Origin of the sequence: Paenibacillus bouchesdurhonensis, from assembly GCF_900155685.1 — a bacterium.
GTDB classification, from domain to species: domain Bacteria; phylum Bacillota; class Bacilli; order Paenibacillales; family Paenibacillaceae; genus Fontibacillus; species Fontibacillus bouchesdurhonensis.
The window spans coordinates 1,229,610-1,253,861 of sequence record NZ_LT732548.1; the positions used below are offsets into that span (position 1 = coordinate 1,229,610).

General features: G+C 42.0%; 25 protein-coding genes. 22 read left to right on the top strand and 3 right to left on the bottom strand.

Annotated elements, in window-relative coordinates; all coding sequences use genetic code 11:
* Positions 1 to 88: 88 nt before the first annotated feature.
* Positions 89 to 1,549 (bottom strand): hypothetical protein, encoded by a 1,461-nt coding sequence (locus tag CZ379_RS10125; RefSeq protein WP_110931518.1) that lies wholly within the window; start codon positions 1,547 to 1,549, stop codon positions 89 to 91.
* 80 nt (positions 1,550 to 1,629) lie between these two features.
* Between CZ379_RS10125 and CZ379_RS10130 the strand changes: the two genes are divergently transcribed.
* From CZ379_RS10130 to CZ379_RS10220, 19 genes are all read left to right on the top strand, one after another.
* Complete coding sequence (locus tag CZ379_RS10130) at positions 1,630 to 1,986, top strand: hypothetical protein (RefSeq protein ID WP_234404877.1); 357 nt, start codon at positions 1,630 to 1,632, stop codon at positions 1,984 to 1,986.
* 203 nt (positions 1,987 to 2,189) lie between these two features.
* Positions 2,190 to 2,510: a hypothetical protein gene (locus CZ379_RS10135; protein WP_234404878.1), complete on the top strand. Its 321-nt coding sequence runs from the start codon at positions 2,190 to 2,192 to the stop codon at positions 2,508 to 2,510.
* Positions 2,511 to 2,576: 66 nt separating this feature from the next.
* Positions 2,577 to 2,900, top strand: a complete 324-nt coding sequence (locus CZ379_RS10140) for a hypothetical protein (protein WP_110931519.1) — start codon at positions 2,577 to 2,579, stop codon at positions 2,898 to 2,900.
* 357 nt (positions 2,901 to 3,257) lie between these two features.
* A complete protein-coding gene (locus CZ379_RS10145; RefSeq protein ID WP_110931520.1) occupies positions 3,258 to 4,355 on the top strand; it encodes a diguanylate cyclase domain-containing protein in 1,098 nt (365 codons plus the stop codon).
* Positions 4,352 to 5,602, top strand: coding sequence for a hypothetical protein (locus tag CZ379_RS10150; protein ID WP_110931521.1), 1,251 nt, complete (start codon positions 4,352 to 4,354; stop codon positions 5,600 to 5,602). The genes CZ379_RS10145 and CZ379_RS10150 overlap by 4 nt, the downstream gene beginning before the upstream one ends.
* 239 nt (positions 5,603 to 5,841) lie before the next feature.
* Positions 5,842 to 6,876 carry an SAF domain-containing protein gene (locus CZ379_RS10155; RefSeq protein ID WP_110931522.1) on the top strand — a complete coding sequence of 345 codons (1,035 nt, stop codon included), beginning with the start codon at positions 5,842 to 5,844 and terminating at the stop codon, positions 6,874 to 6,876.
* Positions 6,877 to 6,886: 10 nt separating this feature from the next.
* Positions 6,887 to 7,570 (top strand): hypothetical protein, encoded by a 684-nt coding sequence (locus CZ379_RS10160; RefSeq protein WP_110931523.1) that lies wholly within the window; start codon positions 6,887 to 6,889, stop codon positions 7,568 to 7,570.
* A complete protein-coding gene (locus CZ379_RS10165) occupies positions 7,571 to 8,416 on the top strand; it encodes a hypothetical protein (protein ID WP_110931524.1) in 846 nt (281 codons plus the stop codon). It begins immediately after the preceding gene.
* Positions 8,379 to 10,325, top strand: a complete 1,947-nt coding sequence (locus tag CZ379_RS10170) for a P-loop NTPase family protein (protein ID WP_234404879.1) — start codon at positions 8,379 to 8,381, stop codon at positions 10,323 to 10,325. The genes CZ379_RS10165 and CZ379_RS10170 overlap by 38 nt, the downstream gene beginning before the upstream one ends.
* Positions 10,322 to 12,394: a hypothetical protein gene (locus CZ379_RS10175; protein ID WP_110931526.1), complete on the top strand. Its 2,073-nt coding sequence runs from the start codon at positions 10,322 to 10,324 to the stop codon at positions 12,392 to 12,394. Before CZ379_RS10170 ends, CZ379_RS10175 begins: the two co-directional genes overlap by 4 nt.
* Positions 12,395 to 12,414: 20 nt before the next feature.
* Positions 12,415 to 12,903 carry an ABC transporter permease gene (locus CZ379_RS10180; protein ID WP_110931527.1) on the top strand — a complete coding sequence of 163 codons (489 nt, stop codon included), beginning with the start codon at positions 12,415 to 12,417 and terminating at the stop codon, positions 12,901 to 12,903.
* Positions 12,904 to 12,946: 43 nt separating this feature from the next.
* Positions 12,947 to 13,327: a hypothetical protein gene (locus tag CZ379_RS10185; RefSeq protein WP_110931528.1), complete on the top strand. Its 381-nt coding sequence runs from the start codon at positions 12,947 to 12,949 to the stop codon at positions 13,325 to 13,327.
* Positions 13,328 to 13,338: 11 nt separating this feature from the next.
* Positions 13,339 to 13,932, top strand: coding sequence for a hypothetical protein (locus tag CZ379_RS10190; RefSeq protein WP_110931529.1), 594 nt, complete (start codon positions 13,339 to 13,341; stop codon positions 13,930 to 13,932).
* On the top strand, positions 13,919 to 14,899 hold the full coding sequence (locus tag CZ379_RS10195) for a hypothetical protein (protein WP_110931530.1): 981 nt from the start codon (positions 13,919 to 13,921) through the stop codon (positions 14,897 to 14,899). Before CZ379_RS10190 ends, CZ379_RS10195 begins: the two co-directional genes overlap by 14 nt.
* Before the next feature lie 139 nt (positions 14,900 to 15,038).
* Positions 15,039 to 15,965 carry a copper amine oxidase N-terminal domain-containing protein gene (locus CZ379_RS10200; protein ID WP_110931531.1) on the top strand — a complete coding sequence of 309 codons (927 nt, stop codon included), beginning with the start codon at positions 15,039 to 15,041 and terminating at the stop codon, positions 15,963 to 15,965.
* A gap of 87 nt (positions 15,966 to 16,052) precedes the next feature.
* Positions 16,053 to 16,979, top strand: coding sequence for a copper amine oxidase N-terminal domain-containing protein (locus CZ379_RS10205; protein ID WP_110931532.1), 927 nt, complete (start codon positions 16,053 to 16,055; stop codon positions 16,977 to 16,979).
* A gap of 4 nt (positions 16,980 to 16,983) precedes the next feature.
* Positions 16,984 to 20,142, top strand: coding sequence for a DUF5704 domain-containing protein (locus tag CZ379_RS10210; protein ID WP_110931533.1), 3,159 nt, complete (start codon positions 16,984 to 16,986; stop codon positions 20,140 to 20,142).
* Between the two features lie 181 nt (positions 20,143 to 20,323).
* A complete protein-coding gene (locus CZ379_RS10215; protein ID WP_110931534.1) occupies positions 20,324 to 20,521 on the top strand; it encodes a hypothetical protein in 198 nt (65 codons plus the stop codon).
* Between the two features lie 186 nt (positions 20,522 to 20,707).
* Positions 20,708 to 21,100 (top strand): hypothetical protein, encoded by a 393-nt coding sequence (locus CZ379_RS10220; RefSeq protein ID WP_110931535.1) that lies wholly within the window; start codon positions 20,708 to 20,710, stop codon positions 21,098 to 21,100.
* A 157-nt stretch (positions 21,101 to 21,257) separates the two neighbouring features.
* Here CZ379_RS10220 and CZ379_RS10225 read toward each other — a convergent pair whose 3' ends face one another.
* Positions 21,258 to 21,533 carry a hypothetical protein gene (locus tag CZ379_RS10225; protein WP_110931536.1) on the bottom strand — a complete coding sequence of 92 codons (276 nt, stop codon included), beginning with the start codon at positions 21,531 to 21,533 and terminating at the stop codon, positions 21,258 to 21,260.
* 30 nt (positions 21,534 to 21,563) lie between these two features.
* On the bottom strand, positions 21,564 to 22,877 hold the full coding sequence (locus tag CZ379_RS10230; protein WP_199925555.1) for a lipase family protein: 1,314 nt from the start codon (positions 22,875 to 22,877) through the stop codon (positions 21,564 to 21,566).
* A gap of 85 nt (positions 22,878 to 22,962) precedes the next feature.
* Between CZ379_RS10230 and CZ379_RS10235 the strand changes: the two genes are divergently transcribed.
* The 3 genes from CZ379_RS10235 to CZ379_RS10245 all read left to right on the top strand — a co-directional run bounded on the left by CZ379_RS10235 (position 22,963) and on the right by CZ379_RS10245 (position 24,137).
* Positions 22,963 to 23,337 carry a hypothetical protein gene (locus CZ379_RS10235; RefSeq protein ID WP_110931538.1) on the top strand — a complete coding sequence of 125 codons (375 nt, stop codon included), beginning with the start codon at positions 22,963 to 22,965 and terminating at the stop codon, positions 23,335 to 23,337.
* 42 nt (positions 23,338 to 23,379) lie between these two features.
* Positions 23,380 to 23,706, top strand: coding sequence for a hypothetical protein (locus tag CZ379_RS10240; RefSeq protein ID WP_110931539.1), 327 nt, complete (start codon positions 23,380 to 23,382; stop codon positions 23,704 to 23,706).
* A 92-nt stretch (positions 23,707 to 23,798) separates the two neighbouring features.
* Complete coding sequence (locus CZ379_RS10245) at positions 23,799 to 24,137, top strand: hypothetical protein (protein WP_110931540.1); 339 nt, start codon at positions 23,799 to 23,801, stop codon at positions 24,135 to 24,137.
* Positions 24,138 to 24,252 lie beyond the last annotated feature (115 nt).

Consider the following 24,252-nt stretch of genomic DNA (forward strand, 5'->3'; position numbering starts at 1 on the left):
AAAGCCTCCCCATTTGATAATATCATTAGTCTAGATATGGCTAGCATTACGAAGACTCGACCTTTACGATTTCAGCCTAATCTGCGCATTATTGATCTGCAGCTATAAATAGCTGTGCCTTTAGATCAATATAATTCGCAATATCCGTAATAGATTGCTGATACCATTGATTCATTCGCTCAAATGAAGTCATGGCGTTGTAGACAATAGGTGTTAGGGACTGGCTGTGACTTGTCTCGACCTGAGCCTGGAACAAACGGATGGAGGTTCTTGTATCATTAGAGAATTCCTGCAGGCTGCTCCTCATTTGCCGGGCTGCTTGCTGCAGCTCCGCCGGCGTGAGTTGAATTGTGCCGCCGCCTTTATTTCCGGCGGCAGAGCCTCCGGCATAAGGCCGGTCTACTTTATGTCCATCTCCAATAGTAACACCCAATCCTGCCGCCGCCAGTTGTCCGAAAGCCCCCCATTGAGAGCCGTAGCGCTCCACTAGATTTCCCAATGCTTCTTGCAATTCAGCCCGTGCCGCCATCATTCGTTCGTATGCCTCTACTCTCGGGTACCCATTAACCGTTTCTCCATCCATTGTGAATAGATTGTTCTTAATATTTCCCGTTGTTTCATCAAACTCAAAATGCTTCAGGGAATGCGTTTGCTTGCCTGCAATGGAATTGTAGAATTTGGTCAATGCGTCCTGCCGCCCGAAAGGCAGCGTAATCGGAACCCACTGAATAGGCGTCCACTTGTGCCCCAGAACAAATTGTGCGAAAGGATTATCTCTCTTCTGGGGGATCGAGAAGGGGACGAACACACTGCGCTTGTTAGCGTCATCAAAGGTCGAGTTAATATAGTAGGTTTCTCCAACATGTCGCTCAGCGTCGGTGGCACCGGAGCCAATTGTATCTCCTGGATTGACGTAAGCTACATTTGTTTTAAGAAAGTCCCCGTTCTTCACCTTCTGCAGAAGATCATCCGGCAGGATGTGTACAATACTGGGAGCATTGAAGCTTACCGAATTTAGACCGTTGCGTACCGCAACATATTCTGCCTCCGCGCCGCCAAGGGAATGGCCAGTAGTGGAAATTTCGGCGTTGGGATATTCTTTCCGCACTACATCGTACAGATTCTGGGCCTGCACAAATTGGTTGTTCTGATACTCAGATTCAGATCTTATAAAGGAGAGTCTTAAATCTAGAGGCAAGGCGTCGATTTCCGCCTTATTCTTCTCATAGTATTCATGAACCTTCTCCAAATTTTTGGGGCGATGGCCAATGACGTCATTCAAGTCTGTACCCCAGTCCATGAGCACACTCCAAAAGGGCCGATCCGGCGGCTCCGTACCTCTGTAGCCGATAATGACCTGATTATCCTTCTCGTTATAGAAGACAGTGGCGTCGAACCCGGAACCATTGGTATCATGCAGCATAGCTCCTTCGGGTTCGACGATTTTCCAGTCTGGAAGATCTCGGTGATTGTAACTTTCAGAAGTAATATCCCGTCGATAAACCTCATCCGATATAGTCCAGTACGTCTTATCATTAATGTATGTCAATGCTATTCCCCCTTGTCTATTCTGCGAATATATTATAAAGTTACGAAATATATAAATTACCATAATAGGAGAAATGTAGCTTGGTCAAGAAAATTGTTGCAGCTTTAGCTCTTGTTATAGTTGTGCTCTGGCTGGTGGGACGCTACACATCCAATATAGAGAAGAAGGAAATGGTAGAAACGGCCACGATCCTGAGTCAGGAATATATTAAAAAGTATTACAAAAGTGAATATATATTAAAGGATTATGATATTATTCATCCTTCTATCTCTTCTACTATCTTTATGTATGGTTATATTGAGGGGCATGAGGATGAAACGATCACCGTTGTTTATAATTATCGTAAAAAAGAAGTGGACTATGCTAAGGGACCCAGTTGGTTCATTGAATCCCGAAACCCGAAGTATCCCTCTTTAAGCGGGCAGGACACGCAATAACTCTTAGCTGCTTGATGCAAGATGCGTAATCCGTTTAATCTCTATTTTTACAGGATGAGGAACTAGAACTATTATACTACATATGGTTCCTTTTGGGTATATCTGGAACTGGGCAGTGTTTCTTATGAACTAAGTTTATTTCGATGAAGTTGAAATGGAAAAGAGGAGTAGATCTTTGGAATAATCAGATAGGAGGATTGGATATGGTTAAAAAAGTTGCTTTGGTTCTTGTTCTTGTTGTAGTTGCGCTCTGGCTAGTGGGCCGCTATACATCCAGTATAGAGAAGAAGGAAATGGTAGAAACCGCCACGATCCTGAGTCAGGAATATATAAAAAAGTATTATAACAGCGAATATATAGTCACAGATTATGATATTATTCATCCCTCTATAAATTCGACCATTTTTCTTACAGGATATATTAAAGGACATGAAGATGTACCGATTTACATTACATATGATTATGAACAAAAAGTAGTACGAAATGTTGTGGGTCCCAGTTGGTTTATAGACAATGGAAAGTGACACGACTCTCATCAAGTGGACAGGACTCGTAGTAGATCGTGGAATAATCAGATGGGAGGATTGGGTATGGTTAAAAAAGTTATTTTGGTACTTGTTCTTGTTATAGTTGCGCTCTGGCTGGTGGGCCGCTATACATCCAGTATAGAGAAGAAGGAAATGGTAGAAACCGCCACGATCCTGAGTCAGGAATATATAAAAAAGTATTATAACAGCGAATATATAGTCACAGATTATGATATTATTCATCCCTCTATAAATTCGACCATTTTTCTTAAAGGCTATATCAAAGGGCATGAAGATGTAATGATCTCTGTTACATATGATTATGAAAAAAAAGAAGTACGTAATGCTGGGGGCCCCAGTTGGTTCATCGATAGCCGAAACGAGTAACGATAAAAATCCCCATCATATGAAAGAAGTATCATTTGAAACTTAAGCTGACGCCTGCGTCAGCTTATTTATCATATAGAAGCACTCGTGTAGCGACCGGATGCACGATTGTGCATGAAATATCATACAGAAATACTCGATTGGCGGCGGTCAAACCCATGATTGCCTCTCATTTCAATTATCAGTAGATATAAGAGCATATTGGATCAAAGTCCATGATTATATCTATATTCCTATTTATGGTTCTTATAGTATATTATATAGAGGGGGTATTGGATGGATGGAGGACTAAAGTTCTATCGAAGGAAGCCATTATGCTTATTAATGAGGAGTTAATAAAGGGAAAGGTGTTATGGAATGATTAATATTCAACTAACTTTCTATGGTCTATTGCTATCGATGATGCTTATTCTGGCAACAATTGGAGCGATGATGTATTTCAGGTGGCGCAGTCAGTTGTATGTCAATCTGTTCGGCGCAACTCTACTAGGTGCGATATCTTCTATAGCTATGTTAGCCATATCTAACAAATTTACTTCATGGTACGCATTCTTTCTATCTCTCTTGACCTGCAGCTTCGTTCTAATGCAGATCGCTCTGCATCGATTGTTATTTACAAAAAGACAGGATAAATTATACGGACACTTAATAGGAACTGGAGCTAGTCTAATAACGGCAGCAGCATCGCTATTCTTGCCTGTGGAAATGGCAGCTTTACTTCTGCTGTTCGTTATTGCCGGGCTTGCCGGTTTCATGATTTATAAGATTTTTCCTGAAACAGGGAGCAAGCCGAAGATTATGATTTCATTTCTATGCTACGCACTCCATCTTATCTTTTTTATATCTGCAGCAATAACGAAAATAAATGGACTTCATGTGCTAGGTATGCTTGTTCTATTCTTCTCGATGTACATGATCTTCACCCAGCTAATGGAGAGAGTGCTTGATATTATGCAGGCCGCTGCTTTTACGTCGACTAGGGATGAGGCTACCGGACTATACACCCGCAAGCATTTCGTTCAGCAGGCTAATCATTATTTATCGCGTGGACAGGCATTCGGTGTTGTATACATATTGATTGATTTCAGTAAGGAGAATCGAAGCGGGTCTTACGATGAACAATTCAACAATATTGGGCCAATTATTCAGAAATACATAGATAGACTCGGCTTTTCGTGCAGATATGGTCAAGACGGAGTTGCCGTCATCATTACCAAATCATCTTTAGAAATGGCAAACCTAGTAGAATCCCTACGGATGAACATTAAAGGAGAAGTTCCATACCCTATAGCAGTCGGTTATACCAAAGTTATCGAAGGGGCAGAACTGGAGCAGCTCCTCCATGATGCCAGACAGGATGCTGACCGGATAAAATCTAATGGTTTGGATAAAATATTCGATTTGGCAAACAGTAAAATCCTGAGTCATGATGGAAATGGTGGTGGTAGGGTATGAATGCACTGATCATTTCAGCCAAAGCTGCCGCCCAAGTCCGTAAAGCAATTGGGAATTCAGACATTAGTTATGAGAAAACAGGAAGATTTAGCGGCTCCGAGTACTTAGAATTCATACATTCCGTAGCTAGAATTAACATTCAAACTTTTATAACAGATATGGATTGTACGGAAGCCCAGCCTTTTCTAGAGGGGATACGCCAGTATAAATCATTAAGAAGTCATACGCAAATTGTAGTTATTGCTCTTGATCGTCATGAAGAGGATGGAATGGTTCATCAGTTAGCAGATATGGGAATTCAAGTGATTACGACAGTGCCGGGCACTAAGCCCGAGTCTATTATCCAGGCTTTAAATAAATTGTTGCCGAATAATCAAAGCCAACCCGAAGCTGCGCTGGAATTGAATGATTCGGAAGTGCAAATGGAGCGCGTCAAAGATCGTATTTACCGGTTCACTTCAAAGCTTCAAAGCTCTTATTTGGAGAATGCAGATGTTATGGATCTGGAAATTCCCGAGCTTCCCTTCCAGGAGAGAGTTATTGTTCAGGATCGAATTATCGGAACGATAACAATAGCTGTTATGGGTGTGGAATCCAAGGTTGGATCTACGCACTTTAGTATTTTGATATCCAATTATTTAAACCGGAAGGGGTATTCGGTAGCTATTGTTGAAGCTAACTCTTCGCAGGATTTTAGTTATATCGAGAGCGCCTATGAGGGCATTCGGGATTATACCAATCCCACCACGCAATTCAGTATAAATGGGGTAGTTTATTATAAAAGCACCGATAAGATCGATATGAGCTCACTGCTGGCAGCAGGCTATGATTATCTTATATTGGATATAGGCAGTTATGCTGAGAGCGAGTGGAGCGCTGAATTTTATCGCGCGAATGCTCAAATTCTAATCGGAGCGGGAAGCGAGTGGCGACAACCCAGAATCAAAGAGTTCCGGGACGCACACAAGAAGAGTGATCAATCCACTTGGTTCTACTGCATTCCATTCGTAGATCCGATAAGCATAGCAGATATCAGGAAAGAGCTCCCCGGTAATCTGGTTTATCGAATTCCTCCTCATGCTGATCCTTATAAAACCCAAGGAGAGACTGATTCGACCATTTCGAAATTACTAAAAAATTATTTGGGAGAAAAGAAGAAGGCTTCGACAAAAAACACTCTCTATTTAGTGATTATTGCTTGCTTGCTCCTGATAATTATTTTACTAGCGTTATTGTTTGTTAAATAATATTTGAGGTTTCCCTAAGCAGAGGTGTCTGCTAAGGGGAGCCTCTTTATTTTGTCCTTAAAATGCTCTTTTTTTACAAATACAAATCAGGGTCTTTAGAACCGAATATAATTAACTAAATTTAGATATAATAATTAAATTTCAACAAAAATCGACAGTTTCTGCAAAAAGCGTATGATATAATTTTCCTACATTGATAGGTATTTGGGTTCATCTTATTATTTGAAGGGAGTTAAGGTATGTCAAGAATACGACTGAGGCAGAAACAGCTTCTAACGGCCGGCGCCATTGGAGGAGCGATAATTCTGCTTATTTGCATAATTATTGGATATTTATATGTGAGCAATATTCAGAAGAAATATGTGCAGCGCATTAATGAAGTTGAAACCAAGCTAGCTGCGGCTGAAAAGCAGCTCAACGAGGAAAGAGTTAATGTGGCGATATTAAGCGATGATTTTAAGGCAGGGGATCTGATTACTGAGGAGGATATTGTCTCTGTTAGCGTTCCACGGAGTGTCGTTCCAGATAATGTTGTTCTGGAGAAAGATATCATAGGCAAATATTCCAAGATCGATCTAAAGAGGAACACACTAATCACCAATGCGATGCTGTTTGAGGAAGGGATCACGCCTAATGATTTGCGTAATCAAGAATTCAATCTGATTCAACTGCCGTTAAAACTGACAACAAGAGATTTTGTCGACATAAGGATCAAGTTTCCTACCGGACAGGATTACATTGTTCTTTCTAAGAAGAAGGTTGCTGATTTGAATAACGGTACAGTGTGGCACCAACTGAAGGAAGAAGAAATATTATTTATGTCCAGTGCTATCGTGGATGCATTTATTAATGATGCTACGATATACGCGCTTAGTTACGTAGATCCTTATATGCAAGAGAGGGCCCATGTTACGTATCCGCCAAATCCTAAAGTCCAGGAGTTGATTATGTCCAATCCTAATATTATTGGCATTGCGACCATGGCCATGGAACAGCGGAATCGGGAACGGCTGGAGCGCGATCTACAGGAAATGCCGGAGCAGGAGCGCCAGAAGTATATTAGCGGCAAGTCAAAGCTGGAGACGAACAACGCAAATACTTATCAGAATGACTACGATGCTTCTGGTACAACGGATTATACACAGGATAATCCACTATTGGATTCTTCATCAGATTCAGGGCAATCAACGTCATCACGGCCAGCATCTTCTACGACCTCCCGGTCGGAAGATATTTTTAAAGACCATATTGATAGTGTTTCTATAGAGGAGTAGATCAAAAGAAATGAAGCAAATATTATTTCTCGGCCATTATGACAAGACGGATATGATGTTCTACCTGGGGAAGCTGATTTCAATGGAACATAGCGTGCTCATTGCAGATGCAACGGAGTCAAAAAGATATGAATATGCGTATCCCAAACTGGATATAGAGGAGGATATTCACCAATATGATGGCTTTGATGTTATGGAGAACGTGCATAGTCCGACTCAGCTCAAAGAGCGTATCGCTGAGACAAGCTATGATTATGTCTTGATAGACATAGATCATTTAAAGAATATTCAGGAGTGGAGAAGTGATGATCCTCTATTTTTGGTAACGTCCTTGGATAATTCGGTATTGCAGAGGAATTGTCAAATGCTGAACGTCCTACTTGAACAGAGCGAAGCATCTGAGCTGAAGCCAATTACAAGAATCGTGCAGCGGGCAACGGATGCCTTTACTGAGGAATACTTGGATGAATTGCTAAATCATCTCCCCATTCAATGGCATGACACATTTGTGTATTACGTTGATGAGCGGGATAGTGCCCGAAAAATACATAATCAGTTCAGCAATCAGATTTCGATGAGCAAATTGTCTGGAGAATATAAATCGGTATTAAAGCAAATGGCGTCTGCTATTTTGGAAATCGATGACAAAGAGGCCGGAAGGTTGTGGAAGCGTACCGAGAGGAGGAGAAAGTAAGTGGCACAGATATCCTTTTGGGGAGTGCAGCATGGGTTGGGAGTCACAAGCAATACAGCAGCGATAGCCGCAGTGATCGGGCTGGAATATGATCTGAGAACATTAATCTCACAGCCGCAATGGTCTGACTCTACGCTGGAACGATCATTTTATAAAACCATTAATCAGTATAATAGGCAGTTTATCGATGTATCAGGGTCAGGCATGGATGCGCTGGAGCGAGCTGTCCGAAGCAATAAGCTGGAGAGGGAAACGATTAAGAACCATTCCCTGCTGATTGAAAGAAATAGATTGGACTTGCTTAGCGGTACCGAGAAGTCGGATAAGCTGCGATTCGAAAGCTCGAACGATGTATTGGAAATAATATTCGACAAGGCCCAGGATTATTATGACACGCTGCTGCTTGATGTGCATAGCGGTGTTAATAGTCCCGTAATTTTAAATACCTTGGCAAATTCCGATCTTATCGTCGTTTGTCTCAATCAAAACATAAATGTTCTTGAGAAGTATTTTGATGAGAAATGCAGAATTTGGCCGGAAGCATTGGACAAGGTGCCGCACATTCTATTAATTGGACAGTATGATCACGATTCTAAATATAAAATTAGGAATATAGCGAATAAGTATAAATACAAAGGGAAAATAGCATCTATCCCCTATAACAGCGGCTTCCGGGATCATGTCAACGATGGCGATGTGAAGGGCTTCTTTGTTAAGAATCGGTTTGTACCCAAGCATCATAAGAATTACAAGTTCATACAAGAAGTGCGCAAGGTAAGTGAATTGATTCTTACAGAAATAGGAGTTCATGCGAAGACAAAGTACATGGAAGGAAGGGCCTTATAAGATGGGGATGTCCTACACCCTCAATTTTATCGTGATCATCATTATATTGATCATACTGGTTGTGTACCTCTTCGTGGTGCTGAATCGGAAGCCGAATCAGGAACAGATCAAGATCACGGATGGAGATAGGAGAAGATTCGAGCTGGATTCCATTCTACAGTATGTCAAGGTGACCATTAATGACTTTGTAAACAGCAGCTTGCTGGATATGGGGCTTTCAGGGGAAGAGTATGCGCGACGGCAAGCCATTGTTGCAGAACTGAGAAGTGCGATGAAGAATGCAACAAACGGCGATATCCAGGAGAAAATATACTTGAAGCAATACATTTACGACCTGTTGGATCGAAGCTATAAGCTGGATGAGCATAATATTAACTACATTATTCCGTTTGAAGATCCTGATCAACTGACGGATCAGGATAAATTTGAAATTTTACTCCACTTGTATAAGAAGAAGCATGGCTTTCAAGCCTTGACTCAATTAATTGATAAATACCAGCTTGACCGGCCGAAGCAAATTATCGAAGACGGCAAGGTTGATTCCTACATTATTACAGGCGAAGAAATTCGGAGCATCTATCAGCGCGAGGCCCGGAATAGCTTGGAATATACGGACAAGCTGAGTATTATCGTTCAACGTATTTATGGGGCTTACAAAGGATTTGGAGTCATTGATGAGATACGAGACATGGCCATTGATGGAGTATCGGGAGGGGTATCAGGCATTCCTACGGCGATGCAAATCATCGAGGATGAGATAGAGCTTATGCAGGGGATGAAGAATTCCCGTCACCCCGGTTATCAGAGTGTGTGGATATTTTTCCGGGGGAAATCGATTCATTTGCCGTTTCTCAGTTTTGGCTCGGATATTGAGCTGAAGAGGGTATGTCAGAATATTTATAAATACGATAACCCGGGGCAGCTTACGGAAACGAATGGGTTCAAAGTCAATGAAATGAAAGACGGCTCGCGGGTTGTCGTCGTAAGGCCTCCCTTTTCAGAAAGCTGGGCCTTCTTCGTCCGGAAATTTGATCTACCCAATATGAATCTGGACAGTCTTGTCTCCGATAGATCAGGACGTCATTCAGAGCTTCCCCGGGAAATGATCAAGCATTTGATGAGGGGAGCGCAGGTAACCGCGTTTACTGGTCCGCAGGGCTCGGGGAAAACTTCGCTAGTCATGGCGTCTGTTAAATACATATATGCTACTTTAACTTTACGGATACAGGAAATGACGTTTGAGCTTCATTTAAGACGACTATACCCGGAACGGAACTCTCTAGCTTTTCGGGAGACGGACAGTATCTCTGGTCAAGCTGGGCTCGACTTGCAGAAGAAGACGGACGGAGCCGTTAATATTCTGGGCGAGGTAGCGACCGATCCGGTGGCAGCCTGGATGATTCAGATGTCTCAGGTGGCAAGCTTATTCACCATTTTTACGCATCATGCAACTACAGTCCGTGAATTGGTATGGTCGCTGCGAAATTCCTTGCTCAAGACGGGAGTGTTCCAGAATGAGCGCATTGCCGAGGAGCAGGTAGTCCATGCCGTGAAATGGGATATTCATATGCGCAAGGAAACCGACGGAAGAAGATATATCGAACGCATTACGGAGATTATTCCTGTAACGTACGAGTCGGATGTATTGGAAGGTGATGCGCTGTCTTCTACTGCAGACAGCATAGAGAGCAAGCTTGATGCTTTGGTTGAGCTGCACAGAGAGGCTTATCGCCGCAGCAGCGGGCGTGTGTGGACGTCACGCAACATTATTGAATATCGTGATGGTGAATATGTTGCCGTTGCCCCGATATCCCAACAGAAAATTGACAGTATGATGTTTCATATGAGCTCTGATGATCGTCTGCAATTCCAGGCATTCCTAGACCGCTATTGGGGGGGATCGCCATGAATAAATGGTTTTGGGTGCTGGTCATTTGCGGGTCGGCAATCTTAGTATCGGGATTATTTCTGGTCTTTGCCATTCTTAAAGAGCGAAAGAGAAGGAAGAACTTCGGCAGCGTATGGACAACCGGACAGAACTCCAGGAGGGCCACTCCACCGAAATTATTGATTTTCTATCAAAAATCCTACATGTTTCTTCAGCGGATTCCCGTCATTCGCGGACAAATTTTGCGTATACGCAAGCGGTTAACAGCTATTAATACATACGATGAATATACGCTTCGCAAAGAAACGATGAGAATTACCTATCTTACTCTAGGTTCATCCTTCCTGGGGATTCTGATATTGGCAGTAGTCAGCAGAAGCTGGATAGCTGTGTTCTTCGGGGTATTGATTGCCATCATCATGAATGAATTATTTATAGATATATTTGTTAATCGGGTAGAGGACAGGCTGCTCAAACAGTTTTCTCGCTTCTTGGAGGATAACCGCCATTACTATCAAGAGGTGCGTATGGTAGATGAGGCGATTTATCAGGCAGCGCAGGCTTCGCCTCAGGATATTAAGCTCCAGGTCGAGAAGATTTATGATATTTTGACATCCCATGAACCGCATAAAGGGCTCGAAGGCTATTATGCCGTTGCGCCTAATCGTTATTTAAAGGTGTTTGCGGGAATCTCGCATTTGATTATGGAATATGGCGACCGTATGGTGGACAAGGGCTCCATGTACTTGAATTCAATCAACAAGCTCGTTCAGGAAATTAGATATGACCTGTTGAGGAGGCAGAGGCTGCGCTACCGACTTGGGGGACTGACGATGATCGCTATAGCCCCCATTCTGCTATCTTTTCCGTTGGTGCGCTGGGCAGAGAGCTATTTCCCAATTACGAAAGATTTCTATACCAGTAAGATGGGGATTATTATTCGATTGGTAATTTACGGCGTATCGGCGCTTAGTTATGTTCTTATTCGCAAGCTGTCTGAGAATGACGAGGCTAAGTACGTTCCTAAAGGGCCTAGAAGGCAATGGGAAAAGCAGGTGTACAGCTGGCCGATTGTCCGGTGGTTTGTGGATCGATTGGTTCCGGGGATGCAGACTCGCAAGCATTACAGATTGAACATGCTGCTTAAAGAAGCGAATTCGCCATTTATTTTGGAATGGTTCTATATTCATAGAATTGCCGTTAGTACTGCAGGATTCGTTGGCGTAATTATTCTGGCCGTTATTCTCCACATTACTACAGTATTTCATGTATATAACAGTCCGACTAAAGAGCAGACCACGATTCTCGGCTACATGAATGAGACCGAGCTGAGCAGAGCTGAGGAATTAACGAGATTTGACAATCAAATTATAAGAGAGGTGAAGGCGGAGGCACGAACCAATAGGGAAAGCATAAAAACCGTGATTGAACAAAAATCAGACAAGTCGCTCAGTGATGTTGAAATGAATGCAGCTATTATGCGAGTTGAAGGGAAAATGACTCTCATTAATAATGAATTCTTCAAATGGTGGGAGCTGCTCATTGCCATAGCGGTTGGCGGGGCGGGTTATTATTTGCCTGTATGGATACTTCAATTTCAGCGCAAGCTGCGGGCCATGGAAATGCAGAACGAAGTAGACCAATTTCATGTCTTAATTTCGATATTGTCAGAGTTTGAGCGAATGTCGGTGGAGACGATTCTAGAATGGATGGAACGATATGGGATCATCTTCAGGCCAGCGCTCCAGCGTGCGCTGCTTACCTTTGACAGCGGCTCCGAGGCTGCTTTGAAGACGCTAATGGATGAAGCTCCCTTCGAATCTTTTGTCAGAATTATCAAGAGATTGCATCAGGCTATTGAGAAGATTTCGATTCGCGAAGCCTTTGATGATTTAGAAATGGAGCAGGAATACTACGCGGAGCAGAAGAAGGAGCGGCTGGAGCGGCTAATCCGCCAAAAGGCTTCCTGGGGGAAAATGATCGGGTGGACACCGGGAGCATTATTAATAGGACTCTATCTGGTATTTCCGTTCCTCTATATGTCCTTCGGACAGCTCGGTGAATTATCAAAACAAATACAAACTATTTAATTTAAAGGAGATGTTTAAAGATGGAAGAAAATACAGGCGTCGGTATACGAGTCGCGGCAGGGATATTCCTGACGATTATGCTAATTACGATTGTAGTTATTATTACGATATCCTCACAGGATGCCGCTAAGCAGGGCCAGACGAAAATGGCCTCGATTACAACGCAGTTGTCTGACACGGAGTTTAATACGTATAACAATACTACTCTATCCGGCAGTCAGGTGCTGAATGCGGTTCGCCAGTATATGAATTTGGAGCAGTTTGGGATTCGAGTAGTGACTGGGAAGCAGAAAGCTGCTGGCAATAATGTTGGGACGTTCTATGGCAATACTTTTGTTTATGAAGGGGATGACAAGGGCTCCATTAATTCTGATTATAAAAATGTTGACTTAACTATACCTGAGAATCAGAGATATCCGGAGTATATTAATCCGAGCGGTAAATTTAGAGCGACTATTGTGAGAGATAAGAACAATATGATCCGCGGCATAGAGTTTGTTCAGGAATGAATCATGGCTTGCGTACGATGGTATAGAGGGCAGGGATTAAAAGATGGTGGATAACCTCGAGAAAACTATATTCGTTGCTGCCGAAATATTCCTGTTCATCGTTGCCTTTATATTCGCTCTTAACGGTATTCATGCTCAGGAGGCCGCTTTCGAAGCGGCCAGAAAATCCATGGAGCAGGAGGAACGTCGTCTGTACACCAGCCTTCAGCTCAACAGCAATGAGACCTATACGGGGGCAGAAGTCATACAGAGCTTATATCAGATTCCTCAGCTGGGGGTTAATATCCAGGTTGGAGGCCAATATTTCTCCAAGTACAATGATCCGGAGACGATCAATATTTCTGGAATTGATCCGTACAAGGTGTACGATGTAGCTTACATCCGGGATAGTCAGGGTATTCTGTTAACCATTATTTTTACATAGAGGGTGAGTACGTGGAAGGATCATTATCTAAAATAATGGCGATATTTATTGCAGTAGCCCTGCTATTCGGGTATCCGCTCTACCAGCAAGCTCAGCGACAGGACGAACTCTCGCAAATGGTCGTTCACAATGCGGTTACGGAGTTTGTCGATGCAGTGCGGACGAAGGGATATATCACTCCGCGTATGTATCTGGAGCTGAATCGCAAGCTAGGGGCGACCGGTAATCAATACGATATTCAAATGGAGCATTTGCATAAGCGGTACAATCCGGTTTATTTTGATCCCGCCAATCCGGCTACCTTTGAAGGCAGCTTTGATATTTATTTTAATGGTCACTACACGGAAGAGATCATGGCGGCATTGTTCCCAAATAATACGGAGCCTTTGGATAGCAGGAAGCGTATTTATCCCGTCTCTACAGGGGATGCAGCAGCGACTCGGCCGGATCCCATGGTTGCGGGGGACTTTTTTCGCGTGAAGGTGCGAAATGTAAATCGTACCATGGCTGTGATTTTGCAGGACTTTTTTACAAATGGGAATACTGGCAGCAACACCAAGGTGTATGTTACCTACGGGGGAATGATTATTAATGAAGATTACTAATTGGGCGATTCTATTCGTTTGTATCATTCTCCCCTTCTACTTAGTTATGGATTTGCGAACCGCCCATTTGAAGACCGTTCAGACTCTGAACCATCAATATACCGTGGCTTTAAGGACTGCGGTACAGGACGCGGGAGTCGTTCTGAATGCGAATGAGCTGCAGGAATTTGAGGCCGAATACGAATCTGAGAAATATTTTAAAGTAAATAAGGAATTGGCTGTAGAGACCTTCTTCCGAACGATGTACCTGAACTTTGAGGTAGATGGGGATCGAATCAGGGAAGGGGCGCTAGCCGCCTATATTCCAGCGATTATTGTTATGGACTATGACGGCTATCATATTTATGCGGTTTCTGAATATCGGGATGCTGAGGGGCAGATCGTATACAAGCACTTATGGCGGCCGAAGAAGCCATATGCTTATTCCGACGCATCCGGGAACATTATTAACTTTACGCTGGATGGATATGTCCGAGCCTATGAAGCTGCTTCTGGAGAATGGCTAAGGGGATTCCAGCATGAACTGCAGCACAAAACGTATATTTCCTTGTTAAATGATGCTCAGGGTTTTGAAGCGATGAGAAGGAGCACGATCATTAAGCGAATCCAGGAGGATTTGGCTTATTTTATTAACGAGCATAATGAGCACGCTATCCGCAACGGGATTCACTATACCTTTAAACTGCCAAGCATACCGCAAGAGGAATGGGTTAATACGATCAATGATATCGGCATTCTTGCTTTTGTTCAGGGGATTCCTGTGGGTGATCAGTTCTACAACAATTATGCCTTCGGAGGAGGACGGCTGGTTAAGAAAACGGTGATATATGGAGGGATCGATGAAGCTACAGGATTCAAATATTATTACCAAGAGGGCTGCGGGTATTCCTATCGCATAGAAGAAACCTTTGACAGCAGGAAGGATGCGGCGGAGGCCGGATATTTTCCGAAGGAATGTGTGCGATAGACAGTTAATTAGCGTAGGATTGCATACCTCTGATGATTAACCCATGGAAAGGCAATTAATCGATTGACGCCTAAATTACATACAGTGACAAAGTTTCTCAGAAATAAAGTTAATAACAGGAAAGAAAGGTGCTTATAAGATGAAAAAATGGATAACTGTCTTGTTAGTTGGTGCTTTAGCCTTTTCTACTTTTCAATTCGCAGAGACTGTAGAGGCTGCTAGTAGTTCTGTTATTACCGTCTTGGTCGATGCACGAAAGGTAAAATTTCAAGGTGGCGATCCGGTCATGGAGAACAATCGGGTTCAGGTGCCGCTTCGTGGGATCGGAGAAGCACTGGGGGCAAAGGTAGACTTCAGCGAAAAAAACGTAACCTATTTGAAGGGCGAGAAATCGATCGTTCTAACATTAGGAAGTAAGGTGGCCGTGGTCGATGGCCAAAATGTAACGATGGATACGGCAGCCAAAGCAGTAAAGGGACGCACCTATGTTCCGTTGCGGTTTGTTAGCGAGAACCTGGGTGAATCAGTGAGCTGGGATCAGGTGGGAAATTGGGTATGGATTGGAGAGAAGGAGATTCCAACCTTAGAGGAAGCTGGCTTGAAAACAGTGAGTATTGATCCGTATAAAAAATGGTTTGTGAACGATGAAGATCTTCTGCAAAGTCCTGGAGGGGATATAACTTATGAAAAGGTATTGAACTTTGGCATTACTGATTTACCCTTTAAGCACTCACGCGATATTTATAGCGTAGAACTATTTACAGAGCTTAAATACAAAGTTACGTATCTAAAAGTACGTTCTAAGACGAATACAAGGGGAGGCAACCTCTTCTACCTTACCAAAAAAACAGATATTCGATTTCGTCATCCGGTAGCTGAAATGTCTATAGATAACGGCGACGGAACAAAATACAGCTTTTATAGTGTTTGGTCTGCAGCTGATAAAACACTGTATGATATAGTCGATCAGAGGCCTTTAGAGATTAGTGATATTGAATACATTGGTTTTTACGGGGGCACACAAGACTATATCCCTCTCATGGTAAATCCATGGAAAGGCAATTAATCGATAAATGCCTAAATTACATACGGATGACAAAGTTTTCAGAAAGAAAACTAACATCATGAATTATTAAAGAAAGGTGCTTATAAGATGAAGAAATTGATGACTGTCTTTTTGCTGGGTGCTGTAGCCTTTTTCACTTTTCAATTCGCAGAGACTGTAGAGGCTGCTAGTAGTTCTGTTATTACCGTCTTGGTCGATGCACGAAAGGTAAAATTTCAAGGTGGCGATCCGGTCATGGAGAACAATCGGGTTCAGGTGCCGCTTCGTGGGATCGGAGAAGCACTGGGGGCAAAGGTAGACTTCAGCGAAAAAACCGTAACCTATTTAAAGGGCGAGAAGTCGATCGCTCTTACATTAGGAAGCAAAGTAGCTGTTGTCGATGGTCAAAATGTAACGATGGATACGGCAGCTAAAGCAGTAAAGGGACGCACCTATGTTCCGTTACGGTTTGTTAGCGAGAACCTGGGTGAATCAGTGAGCTGGGATCAGGTGGGAAATTGGGTATGGATTGGAGAGAAGGAGATTCCAACCTTAGAGGAAGCTGGCTTGAAAACAGTGAGTATTGATCCATATTTAAAGTGGTTTAAGGATAAAGAAAACCTTCTGAAAAGTCCGCGGAAAGATATAACTTATGAGAAGGTGTTGATATTTAAAGAAACAGATTTACCCACCAAGCTTCTAATGGACACTTATAGTATTGAACCATTTACTGATCCTAAAACCAAGGTCACTTTTCTAAAAGTAAGATCTAAGACGAATTCCACAGCCGGCAACTTATTTTACCTTACGGAAAAAATGGACATACGATATCGTAATGAAGAAGCTGAAAGGACTATCGATAACGGCGATGGTACAAAATATAACTTTTATAGAATTTGGTCAGCAGCTGATAAAACAATACATGGAATCATTGATCAAGACCCTCTAGAATTAAGCAATATTCGTTATATAGGATTTCGTGGTGGAGACTATGACTATATTCCTTTTATGATTAACTCCTGGCAAGGAAAATAACATTATGGGCAGGAAATTAAAACGATTTATATTGTTATATTTGGTAGGTATCCTTGTAATTTCATTGATCCCCATCGGGATAAGTGAAGCTAGTGCAGTGACAGAGATTACCCCTCTTAAGTACCATAAAGATAGAAATTATCGCTATTTTGTCGGTATGTTTTACTACGATATGTGGAAGGATAGCGCGGGGAACTGGACAGATGGCGGAAGACAGCCGAACAAAGGAATGCGTGGGGAGGCGTCTTTCACGTATAGATTCCAGTTTCCCAACCGGAAAATTAAAGATGTTGAAGCTCGTATTTACACATCAGGAGATCCGAGGGTGTATTTTGAGAATTCGAGATCAGACAGATATGATGAATATATATCCAGCATAAGCACGGGTACCTCTGATTCAGATATTAAACCTTTTTCCAAGCAGGGGATCGGAACGGATACGACGACTATACCAATAACATTAAATATGCTGTTGGATGCAAGTAGACCCGAAAACATCAAGAATCAGCAATGTCCTACTTGCGCACCTAACGTAGAAGCTTATCGCATTTACCTTCCTATTCTTTTTAAAATCGAATTGGCAACACAACTCAACGTCAAATACTTTACAGTTAACGGTCAGCCACTCGACGTGTTTACACCGCGGTTAAATGAAGAAATGACTGTAGGAACTCATTATGAGTTTATCCCACCAACAAATGATCGATATGAATACGTGGGGTATAAAAAGACTACCATGGATGGCGATCCAGGTGGAGATATAATTGAGCGAAATCCGGATTCTTTTACTTACAACGGTTCACATGAAAAATATACATTGTTTATGTATTACAAGTTAAAAGGTAGCGAAGATAAACCACCGGGATTTGACTGTACCACGCCTTCGCCGGGGCAGACGATGGCAGGGGAGGATTTTTACCCCGATGTCAGTGCAGTGATTAAGGCCGATTCCCGGTGGAATGAAGCATTTAATGTGCTTGATGGGATACCGACAACGGAAAGCTTGTATGGTAATGTGTGGGCCAAAGAGTATCTGCACTTATATGAGTATCAGGAAATGAACGGGACATGCACCTTTACGGTGAATGTAACAGTTATGCCGCCGCCTCCCGAACCGGGAGAAGAAGCGGGGGAGGAGCCGGAAGGTTCTGTCGTTCAGGTAGTCGTGGATAAAGAATATTCATTTTGGACGATCCAGCAGGTAGAAGTATACAAAATTGAAGAATCGGATTTGTGGAATTATGCTTTTGACGGAAATGGAATTCGCATTAGGCCTGTCGGGTATTATGAGCCTTATTATGCTACAGCCGAGACCCATGCCTATGAGCCTTCGCCGATACCTGAGGATATTCAGGTGAGCTTTGACGGTGATCCAGAGGAGGCGGCCCGCAACGCGGTTAGTGTCAGAGTGAGCAATGATACATTTACGTTCAATGGTCAGACCCTGATGGATGGAATGGAAACGGAGGAAAGCGGCCCTATTCCGTATCCTATCCCCATGGCCCCCATGATCGGGGACAATGTGCTATATAGCCCGGGTCATGTAATTCCGATGACCAAAACAAATAAAGCGTATCAGCCTAGCAGCGGAGCGATATATTACGTTCAGGTCAACGGATATGCAGAACTAAGCTACCCGATATACGGCATTAATGACGTAACGGTTCATACGCCAGTAGTTATTTATCCGGATGTCTCCGACGACAGGGAGCATAATCAAAAAACGAGGCCAGCTGCCAGAAGGTCTGCAATCATTCTTGACCGGCCGTTTACGATTGAAATGCCCAATAGTGGACAGCATACGAATTATCTCGGATACGGCTATCGCAATTATTTGAAATACATTGGCAGCAAACAGGTGCGTTTCCCTTTTGATGTCTATGACGGAACGCAAACCCGCTTCTATCCGAAGAATACGTGGATTGAAGTCGAGAAATCCCAGGAATCCTTTACCTTCTTCCTGCCTGTATGGGTTGACGAAGGATTCTACGACGTAGAGTTCCGGACGATCGCACATAATGCTCCTTACGATGCAAGTCATCAAACGAACGCAAACCTGGATTTGACGCACCATATTGCGTATGACACGGTACCGGTGGACGCAATAGGCCGAGTCTATGATTTTCGGATTACAGATATCGCGGATTACAACTGGGAGAGTGTTTTTCGGGAAGCCAAAGGAAGCGTAACTCCCACGGGGGCGGCCTACTGGGTTGAACTGAACGACATTGATGGAAATCCCAGAGGAAATACGCAGCGGTATACGCTGCCGATCCGTCTTGGCAGTCATCCGTTTTATAAGAATGTGTCGATCAAGACAGGTTATCATTTTAAGTTCGATTTTAAAACCAAAGGCAATATGATGGATCAGTTGGACGGTGTGAGAATAACGCCTACGTTCTATTTTGTTACAAATGACGGTAGAACGAGAGTTCCTGTAGATCTCTACTATCATACGAATACGAAAAATTTTATCAAGGTTGGATCCGCCGACGATAAAGTAGAGCGATACGTTATACTAAACCACAGGCTGCGGAATGTATCTGCTACAGAACTCACCGATACGGCGAGTTACAAGTATGATCATTACTGGGGAGCTGGGCTGGACGCTGCTAGTAAGTCGCAGTATATCGATAAGTACATTCATAAATATACTCAGCAGAAAACACCTGTAGGCTGGTTCCGCCTGCTTGTCCTGCCAGAGCAATTACGGACATTTATTGGGCCGAAAACCACCTATTTAGGACAGTCCATCCCGGCTTCGGTTGATCGTGTACGAACGAATGTATCCGTTCAGAAATGGTATGGTGAATATAGTCTGCCTGCAGCGCCTTATGTCGTGCAAAAAGACGTGAACATCGCCGAATGGGGCAGGCGAAATGGCGGATTAAACGATAAATCCCCTATTTTTCTGAAAAATGGATACATTATCGTGAATTTTAATATTGAGACAATTCAGGATGGAGACATAGATTATCCGCATCTGCAGTACATCCATGCTCCCGCTATGCAGCCCACTGGAAGTCAGTGGGAATTAGAAGGGTATCAGGAGATTGTTCGTGATTCGTATGGTTACCCGTTTCAATTGCAGCAAGGTGATGTGGTGTTCTATCATGCGAACAAGTCTTCAAGGGATGATTTCCACTCTACCGTTCCGCATTAATGAGAATAGGGAGAGTTGGCCCTAGTTATTAATGAGCTAAAAATAGAAAATGAACGAAAAACAATAGATCTTATCTACAGGATGGGATCTATTGTTGCTTTATAATTACAGCTCAGGATCACCACCCAAAATAATGGTATCATTGTGTTATAAAATACCAAATATACGAAAAGGTGAGAATATGAAGAAGCAACGAATGCTGCTGTTAATTTTTCTTTCTATATTGGTTGTGCTGGTAGGAGGCTGTAAGAGCAAGGAAGAACTGAAGAAGGAAGAGGAAATCCGGGCAAGGGCTGAGCAGGTAGCGTTAAAGCATTTTAAGGAAAATTATAATGTTGATGTCGTTTTTACGGAAATAACCTTAGACCTGCTTATATAAATACTACAATAAGTTTTCAGGGGCATATTGAGGGGATGGAGGATGAGAAAATCTATATTCTTATAGACTATACTACATATGAAGTAAGCGTTGCGAGTGTACCGGAGAATACTGAATAGCTGGATTGCCGTCCGGTTAGACAATGAGTTTAGATCTTAGGAGAAGAAATTCATGGGAAGTTAATAGATGAGAAGTGGTGATCGTATGAAGGGACAAAGAATGCTGCTGTTCATATTTCTTTCTATATTGGTTCTTTTAGTAGGAGGCTGTAAGGGCAAGGAAGAGTTGAAAAGAGAAGAAGAAATTCGTGCCAAGGCGGAGCAGGTAGCCCTGACTTATTTTAAGGAAAAATACAATGTAAATGTTGTTTTTACAGAGTATAGCATCAGGCCTTCTTATATAAATACTACTATATGGTTTGATGGGTACATAGAAGGAAAGTTAGATGAGAAGTTGAATATCATTATTGATTATGTTACTTATGATGTAAATAATGCAGGCATACCGAAAAAATACATGAATAATCAGAAATTTAAAAGTAGAATTTCAAGTAATATGGCCGAATTGCTGTCCGATTAGAAAATCGAGTTTAGATCTTAGGAGAAGAAATTCATGGGAAATTAAGAGGCTTACCAGAGGAATATTTCAATTCTACAGGGATTGAGAAAGAGTAGAATAAAGGTAGGGAAAATATAAAGGATAGGTTTAAAATAATATCTATCCTTTATATTTATTTTCATTTCATGGATTCGTCTAAATACCTCATTCGTTCAATATAACGGATTAGCTCATCTCTTCGGGCCTCAAACCGAGAATTCCAGGTAGATAAATCACTAAAGAAGGAGCTCATCTGTTTACGCATCTCGTCGCCAGCCATTCCCTTCCAGCCGTATAGCTGACCATAGACGTTCCTCAAATAGCATTCATCTTGTCGGAGCTTTTGCATCACTTGATTTAGCTTTCGTTCTGCTTGCAATAATTCATCAAGCTCTATAAGGATTCTTCCTGACATATGTATAGCCTCCTGTGTTCTTAAAAAGGGCTAGCCTCGATCCGCTTGAATGAAGTCATCCGCTTTCTTATTAATGAACTGAGCGATACGGTCTGCGGTAGTGGCATACCAGCGGATGAACTGGTTCAATTCGGAAATGGTGTTATGTACAATGGGCTCTAGAGAACGACTGCGGCTAGATCCGAGAAGGCTTTGAATTGTTCTCAAAGTTCCAGGAAGCTCTCGTTGAAATTCCTGGACATTAAGTTTGATTTTGCTGCTGGCCTCTTTAAGAGCTTCGGGCTGTAGTTCAATGGTTGATCCAGCTAAAAGTGCCATGCTAGAGAAAAATTTGTTGGAATAGGCTTGAAACATATCGAGAGTGCCATTTCTTAATTTCTCCCAAGCGACTATAGCGCCGATATAGTTATTCCAGCGCGGAGATCCTTGAATCGGTTCACCTGTCAGTCTATCTATTAGAGTATTATTGATATTTCCATCGGAATCAAAAGTGAAGTTCTCTAGGGAATGAAAAGATAGCCGATCGTCACTACCCATAAATGAAAAAGCTACCCTCATAAAATGCCCAGGTCCCCACTGACCGGGTATATACCACACTTTTCCTCCAATGACTGTTGGATATTTTATAGAATAATATGCTTCGTTAGCAGATTGAAAATCTGAATTGACATAGTATGTAGAGCCGACATGGCGTTTATACTCCCCTAATGCTCCGGCACCGACGGAGTCGCTAGGGTGGACGTAATTTATGACTTGTTTATCATATTCACCGTTATTGAGCTTCTCAAGTTGTTCGTCAGTTAGCAAATTAGTGACACTGGGAGCGCTGAAGGTAACTCCCTGTATATCATTATTTACTGCGACATACTGTGTAAGTGCTCCTCCTAATGAATGACCGGTAGAGGTAATTTCCGCGGTAGGATAATGCTTTTTTACAGCATCATACAATTCTTGTGCTTGATAGAACTGATTGGCTCTATAATTCATATCTGCCTCTAAAGAATATAATAAAAAATTTTTAAGACTAGGCTCATGCTGCTTCTTTAGTTCTTTGAACCTTCCCCGAACAATATCATTCAAGTCTGTGTCAAAGTCGCCAAGTCGGTTTAAAGTCTGATCCAAGCCGCCCCATTGGGGCTCTGTTCCGCGGAAGCCAATGACAACTTGATTGTTCTTCTCATTGTAGAATACAGTCGCATCAAATCCTCGAGAGCCATGAAGAACGGCTCCTTCTGGTTCAACGACTTCCCAGCCATGAAGTTTGGTATCACGTTGAACAGTTTTATTTTTTTTATATGAGGCTTCTGATATTTCTTTATATACTTCATCACTAATATAAGCCAAAGCTCCTCCTCCTTTATACTTAATTATCAATTGATAGTATAATAGTATTATATTATAAATTCCAAATAAATGAAGGGATGAGAAAATGAAGGGTATGAGGATATTTCTGATAGTATGTCTTTCTATATTAATTCTTCTAGTAGGGGGTTGTAAAAGTAAAGAAGAACTGAAGCGGGAAGAGGAAATTCGAGTAAAGGCGGAGCAGGTGGGGGTGAATCATTTTAAAGAAAAATATAATGTTGATGTGGTATTTACAGGGTATGATATTATGCCTTCTTATATAAGTAGTACTATCTACTTTGAAGGTCATATAAAAGGTGAAAAAGATAAAGAAATCGACATTTTTATAAGCTATATTACATACGAGGTGAGCAGTGCGGGTATTCCAAAGGAATATATGAATAGTCAGAGGGTAGAAGATGAAGCTTCAAGTAACGCATCGGAATTGCCGTCTGATTAGAAGCTCAGGAGCAACTTTCTTGGAAATTATAGAGGTGATAATGTGAAGAGTCCGAGGATATTATTGATTGTATTTTTTTCCATATTGATTGTGCTAGTAGGAGGATGTAAAAGTAAAGAAGAACTGAGGCGGGAAGAGGAAATTCGAGTAAAGGCGGAGCAGGTGGGGGTGAATCATTTTAAAGAAAATTATAATGTTGATGTGGTATTTTTGGAGTATGATATTATGCCATCTTTTGTAAGCAGTACTGTGTGGTTTAAAGGGTACATAGAAGGAAAAAAAGACAAAGAAGTGAGTATTTATATAAGTTACATTACATTTGAAGTAAGTACTGCTAGTATACCTAGGGAATACATGATTAATCAGTGATTTGAAAATAGAAATTTAAGCGGGGCGCTGGGCATAATCTATTGAATAAAAATTCAGGAGAACAATTTCTAAGTGAATAAAGAGGTGCGCAAGTGAAAAATACAAAAATATTAGTCTTCTTATTTTTTTCCTTATTAATTGTGCTAGTGGGAGGCTGTAAGGGCAAGGAAGAACTGAAGCGGGAAGAGGAAATTCGAGCAAAGGCAGAGCAAGTAGCGTTAAAGCATTTTAAGGAAAATTATAATGTTGATGTGGTATTTACGGAATATAATATTCGCCCATCTTATGTTAGCAGCACTATTTTTTTTAGAGGACATATAGAGGGCAAGGAAGATGAAAAGATACACATATTCATAAGCTATATTACATACGAGGTAAGCAGTGCGGGTATTCCAAAGGAATATATGAATAGTCAGAGGGCAGATAGGTGATTTTAAGATATAAATTCAAGTACCTTGCAAATAATGCGAGGTTTTTTTATTTGTATAAAATAAAATAATTAGTAACTTTCAACAATAATCGACAATTTTTTCAAAAGTGACATGG

Bases quoted from the DNA above. Each gene is read 5' to 3' on its own strand.
- CZ379_RS10135 (WP_234404878.1), top strand. From the start codon at position 2,190: ATGGTTAAAAAAGTTGCTTTGGTTCTTGTTCTTGTTGTAGTTGCGCTC.
- CZ379_RS10140 (WP_110931519.1), top strand. From the start codon at position 2,577: ATGGTTAAAAAAGTTATTTTGGTACTTGTTCTTGTTATAGTTGCGCTC.
- CZ379_RS10145 (WP_110931520.1), top strand. From the start codon at position 3,258: ATGATTAATATTCAACTAACTTTCTATGGTCTATTGCTATCGATGATG.
- CZ379_RS10150 (WP_110931521.1), top strand. From the start codon at position 4,352: ATGAATGCACTGATCATTTCAGCCAAAGCTGCCGCCCAAGTCCGTAAA.
- CZ379_RS10155 (WP_110931522.1), top strand. From the start codon at position 5,842: ATGTCAAGAATACGACTGAGGCAGAAACAGCTTCTAACGGCCGGCGCC.
- CZ379_RS10160 (WP_110931523.1), top strand. From the start codon at position 6,887: ATGAAGCAAATATTATTTCTCGGCCATTATGACAAGACGGATATGATG.
- CZ379_RS10170 (WP_234404879.1), top strand. From the start codon at position 8,379: ATGCGAAGACAAAGTACATGGAAGGAAGGGCCTTATAAGATGGGGATG.
- CZ379_RS10175 (WP_110931526.1), top strand. From the start codon at position 10,322: ATGAATAAATGGTTTTGGGTGCTGGTCATTTGCGGGTCGGCAATCTTA.
- CZ379_RS10180 (WP_110931527.1), top strand. From the start codon at position 12,415: ATGGAAGAAAATACAGGCGTCGGTATACGAGTCGCGGCAGGGATATTC.
- CZ379_RS10185 (WP_110931528.1), top strand. From the start codon at position 12,947: ATGGTGGATAACCTCGAGAAAACTATATTCGTTGCTGCCGAAATATTC.
- CZ379_RS10195 (WP_110931530.1), top strand. From the start codon at position 13,919: ATGAAGATTACTAATTGGGCGATTCTATTCGTTTGTATCATTCTCCCC.
- CZ379_RS10200 (WP_110931531.1), top strand. From the start codon at position 15,039: ATGAAAAAATGGATAACTGTCTTGTTAGTTGGTGCTTTAGCCTTTTCT.
- CZ379_RS10205 (WP_110931532.1), top strand. From the start codon at position 16,053: ATGAAGAAATTGATGACTGTCTTTTTGCTGGGTGCTGTAGCCTTTTTC.
- CZ379_RS10210 (WP_110931533.1), top strand. From the start codon at position 16,984: ATGGGCAGGAAATTAAAACGATTTATATTGTTATATTTGGTAGGTATC.
- CZ379_RS10215 (WP_110931534.1), top strand. From the start codon at position 20,324: ATGAAGAAGCAACGAATGCTGCTGTTAATTTTTCTTTCTATATTGGTT.
- CZ379_RS10220 (WP_110931535.1), top strand. From the start codon at position 20,708: ATGAGAAGTGGTGATCGTATGAAGGGACAAAGAATGCTGCTGTTCATA.
- CZ379_RS10225 (WP_110931536.1), bottom strand. From the start codon at position 21,533: ATGTCAGGAAGAATCCTTATAGAGCTTGATGAATTATTGCAAGCAGAA.
- CZ379_RS10235 (WP_110931538.1), top strand. From the start codon at position 22,963: ATGAAGGGTATGAGGATATTTCTGATAGTATGTCTTTCTATATTAATT.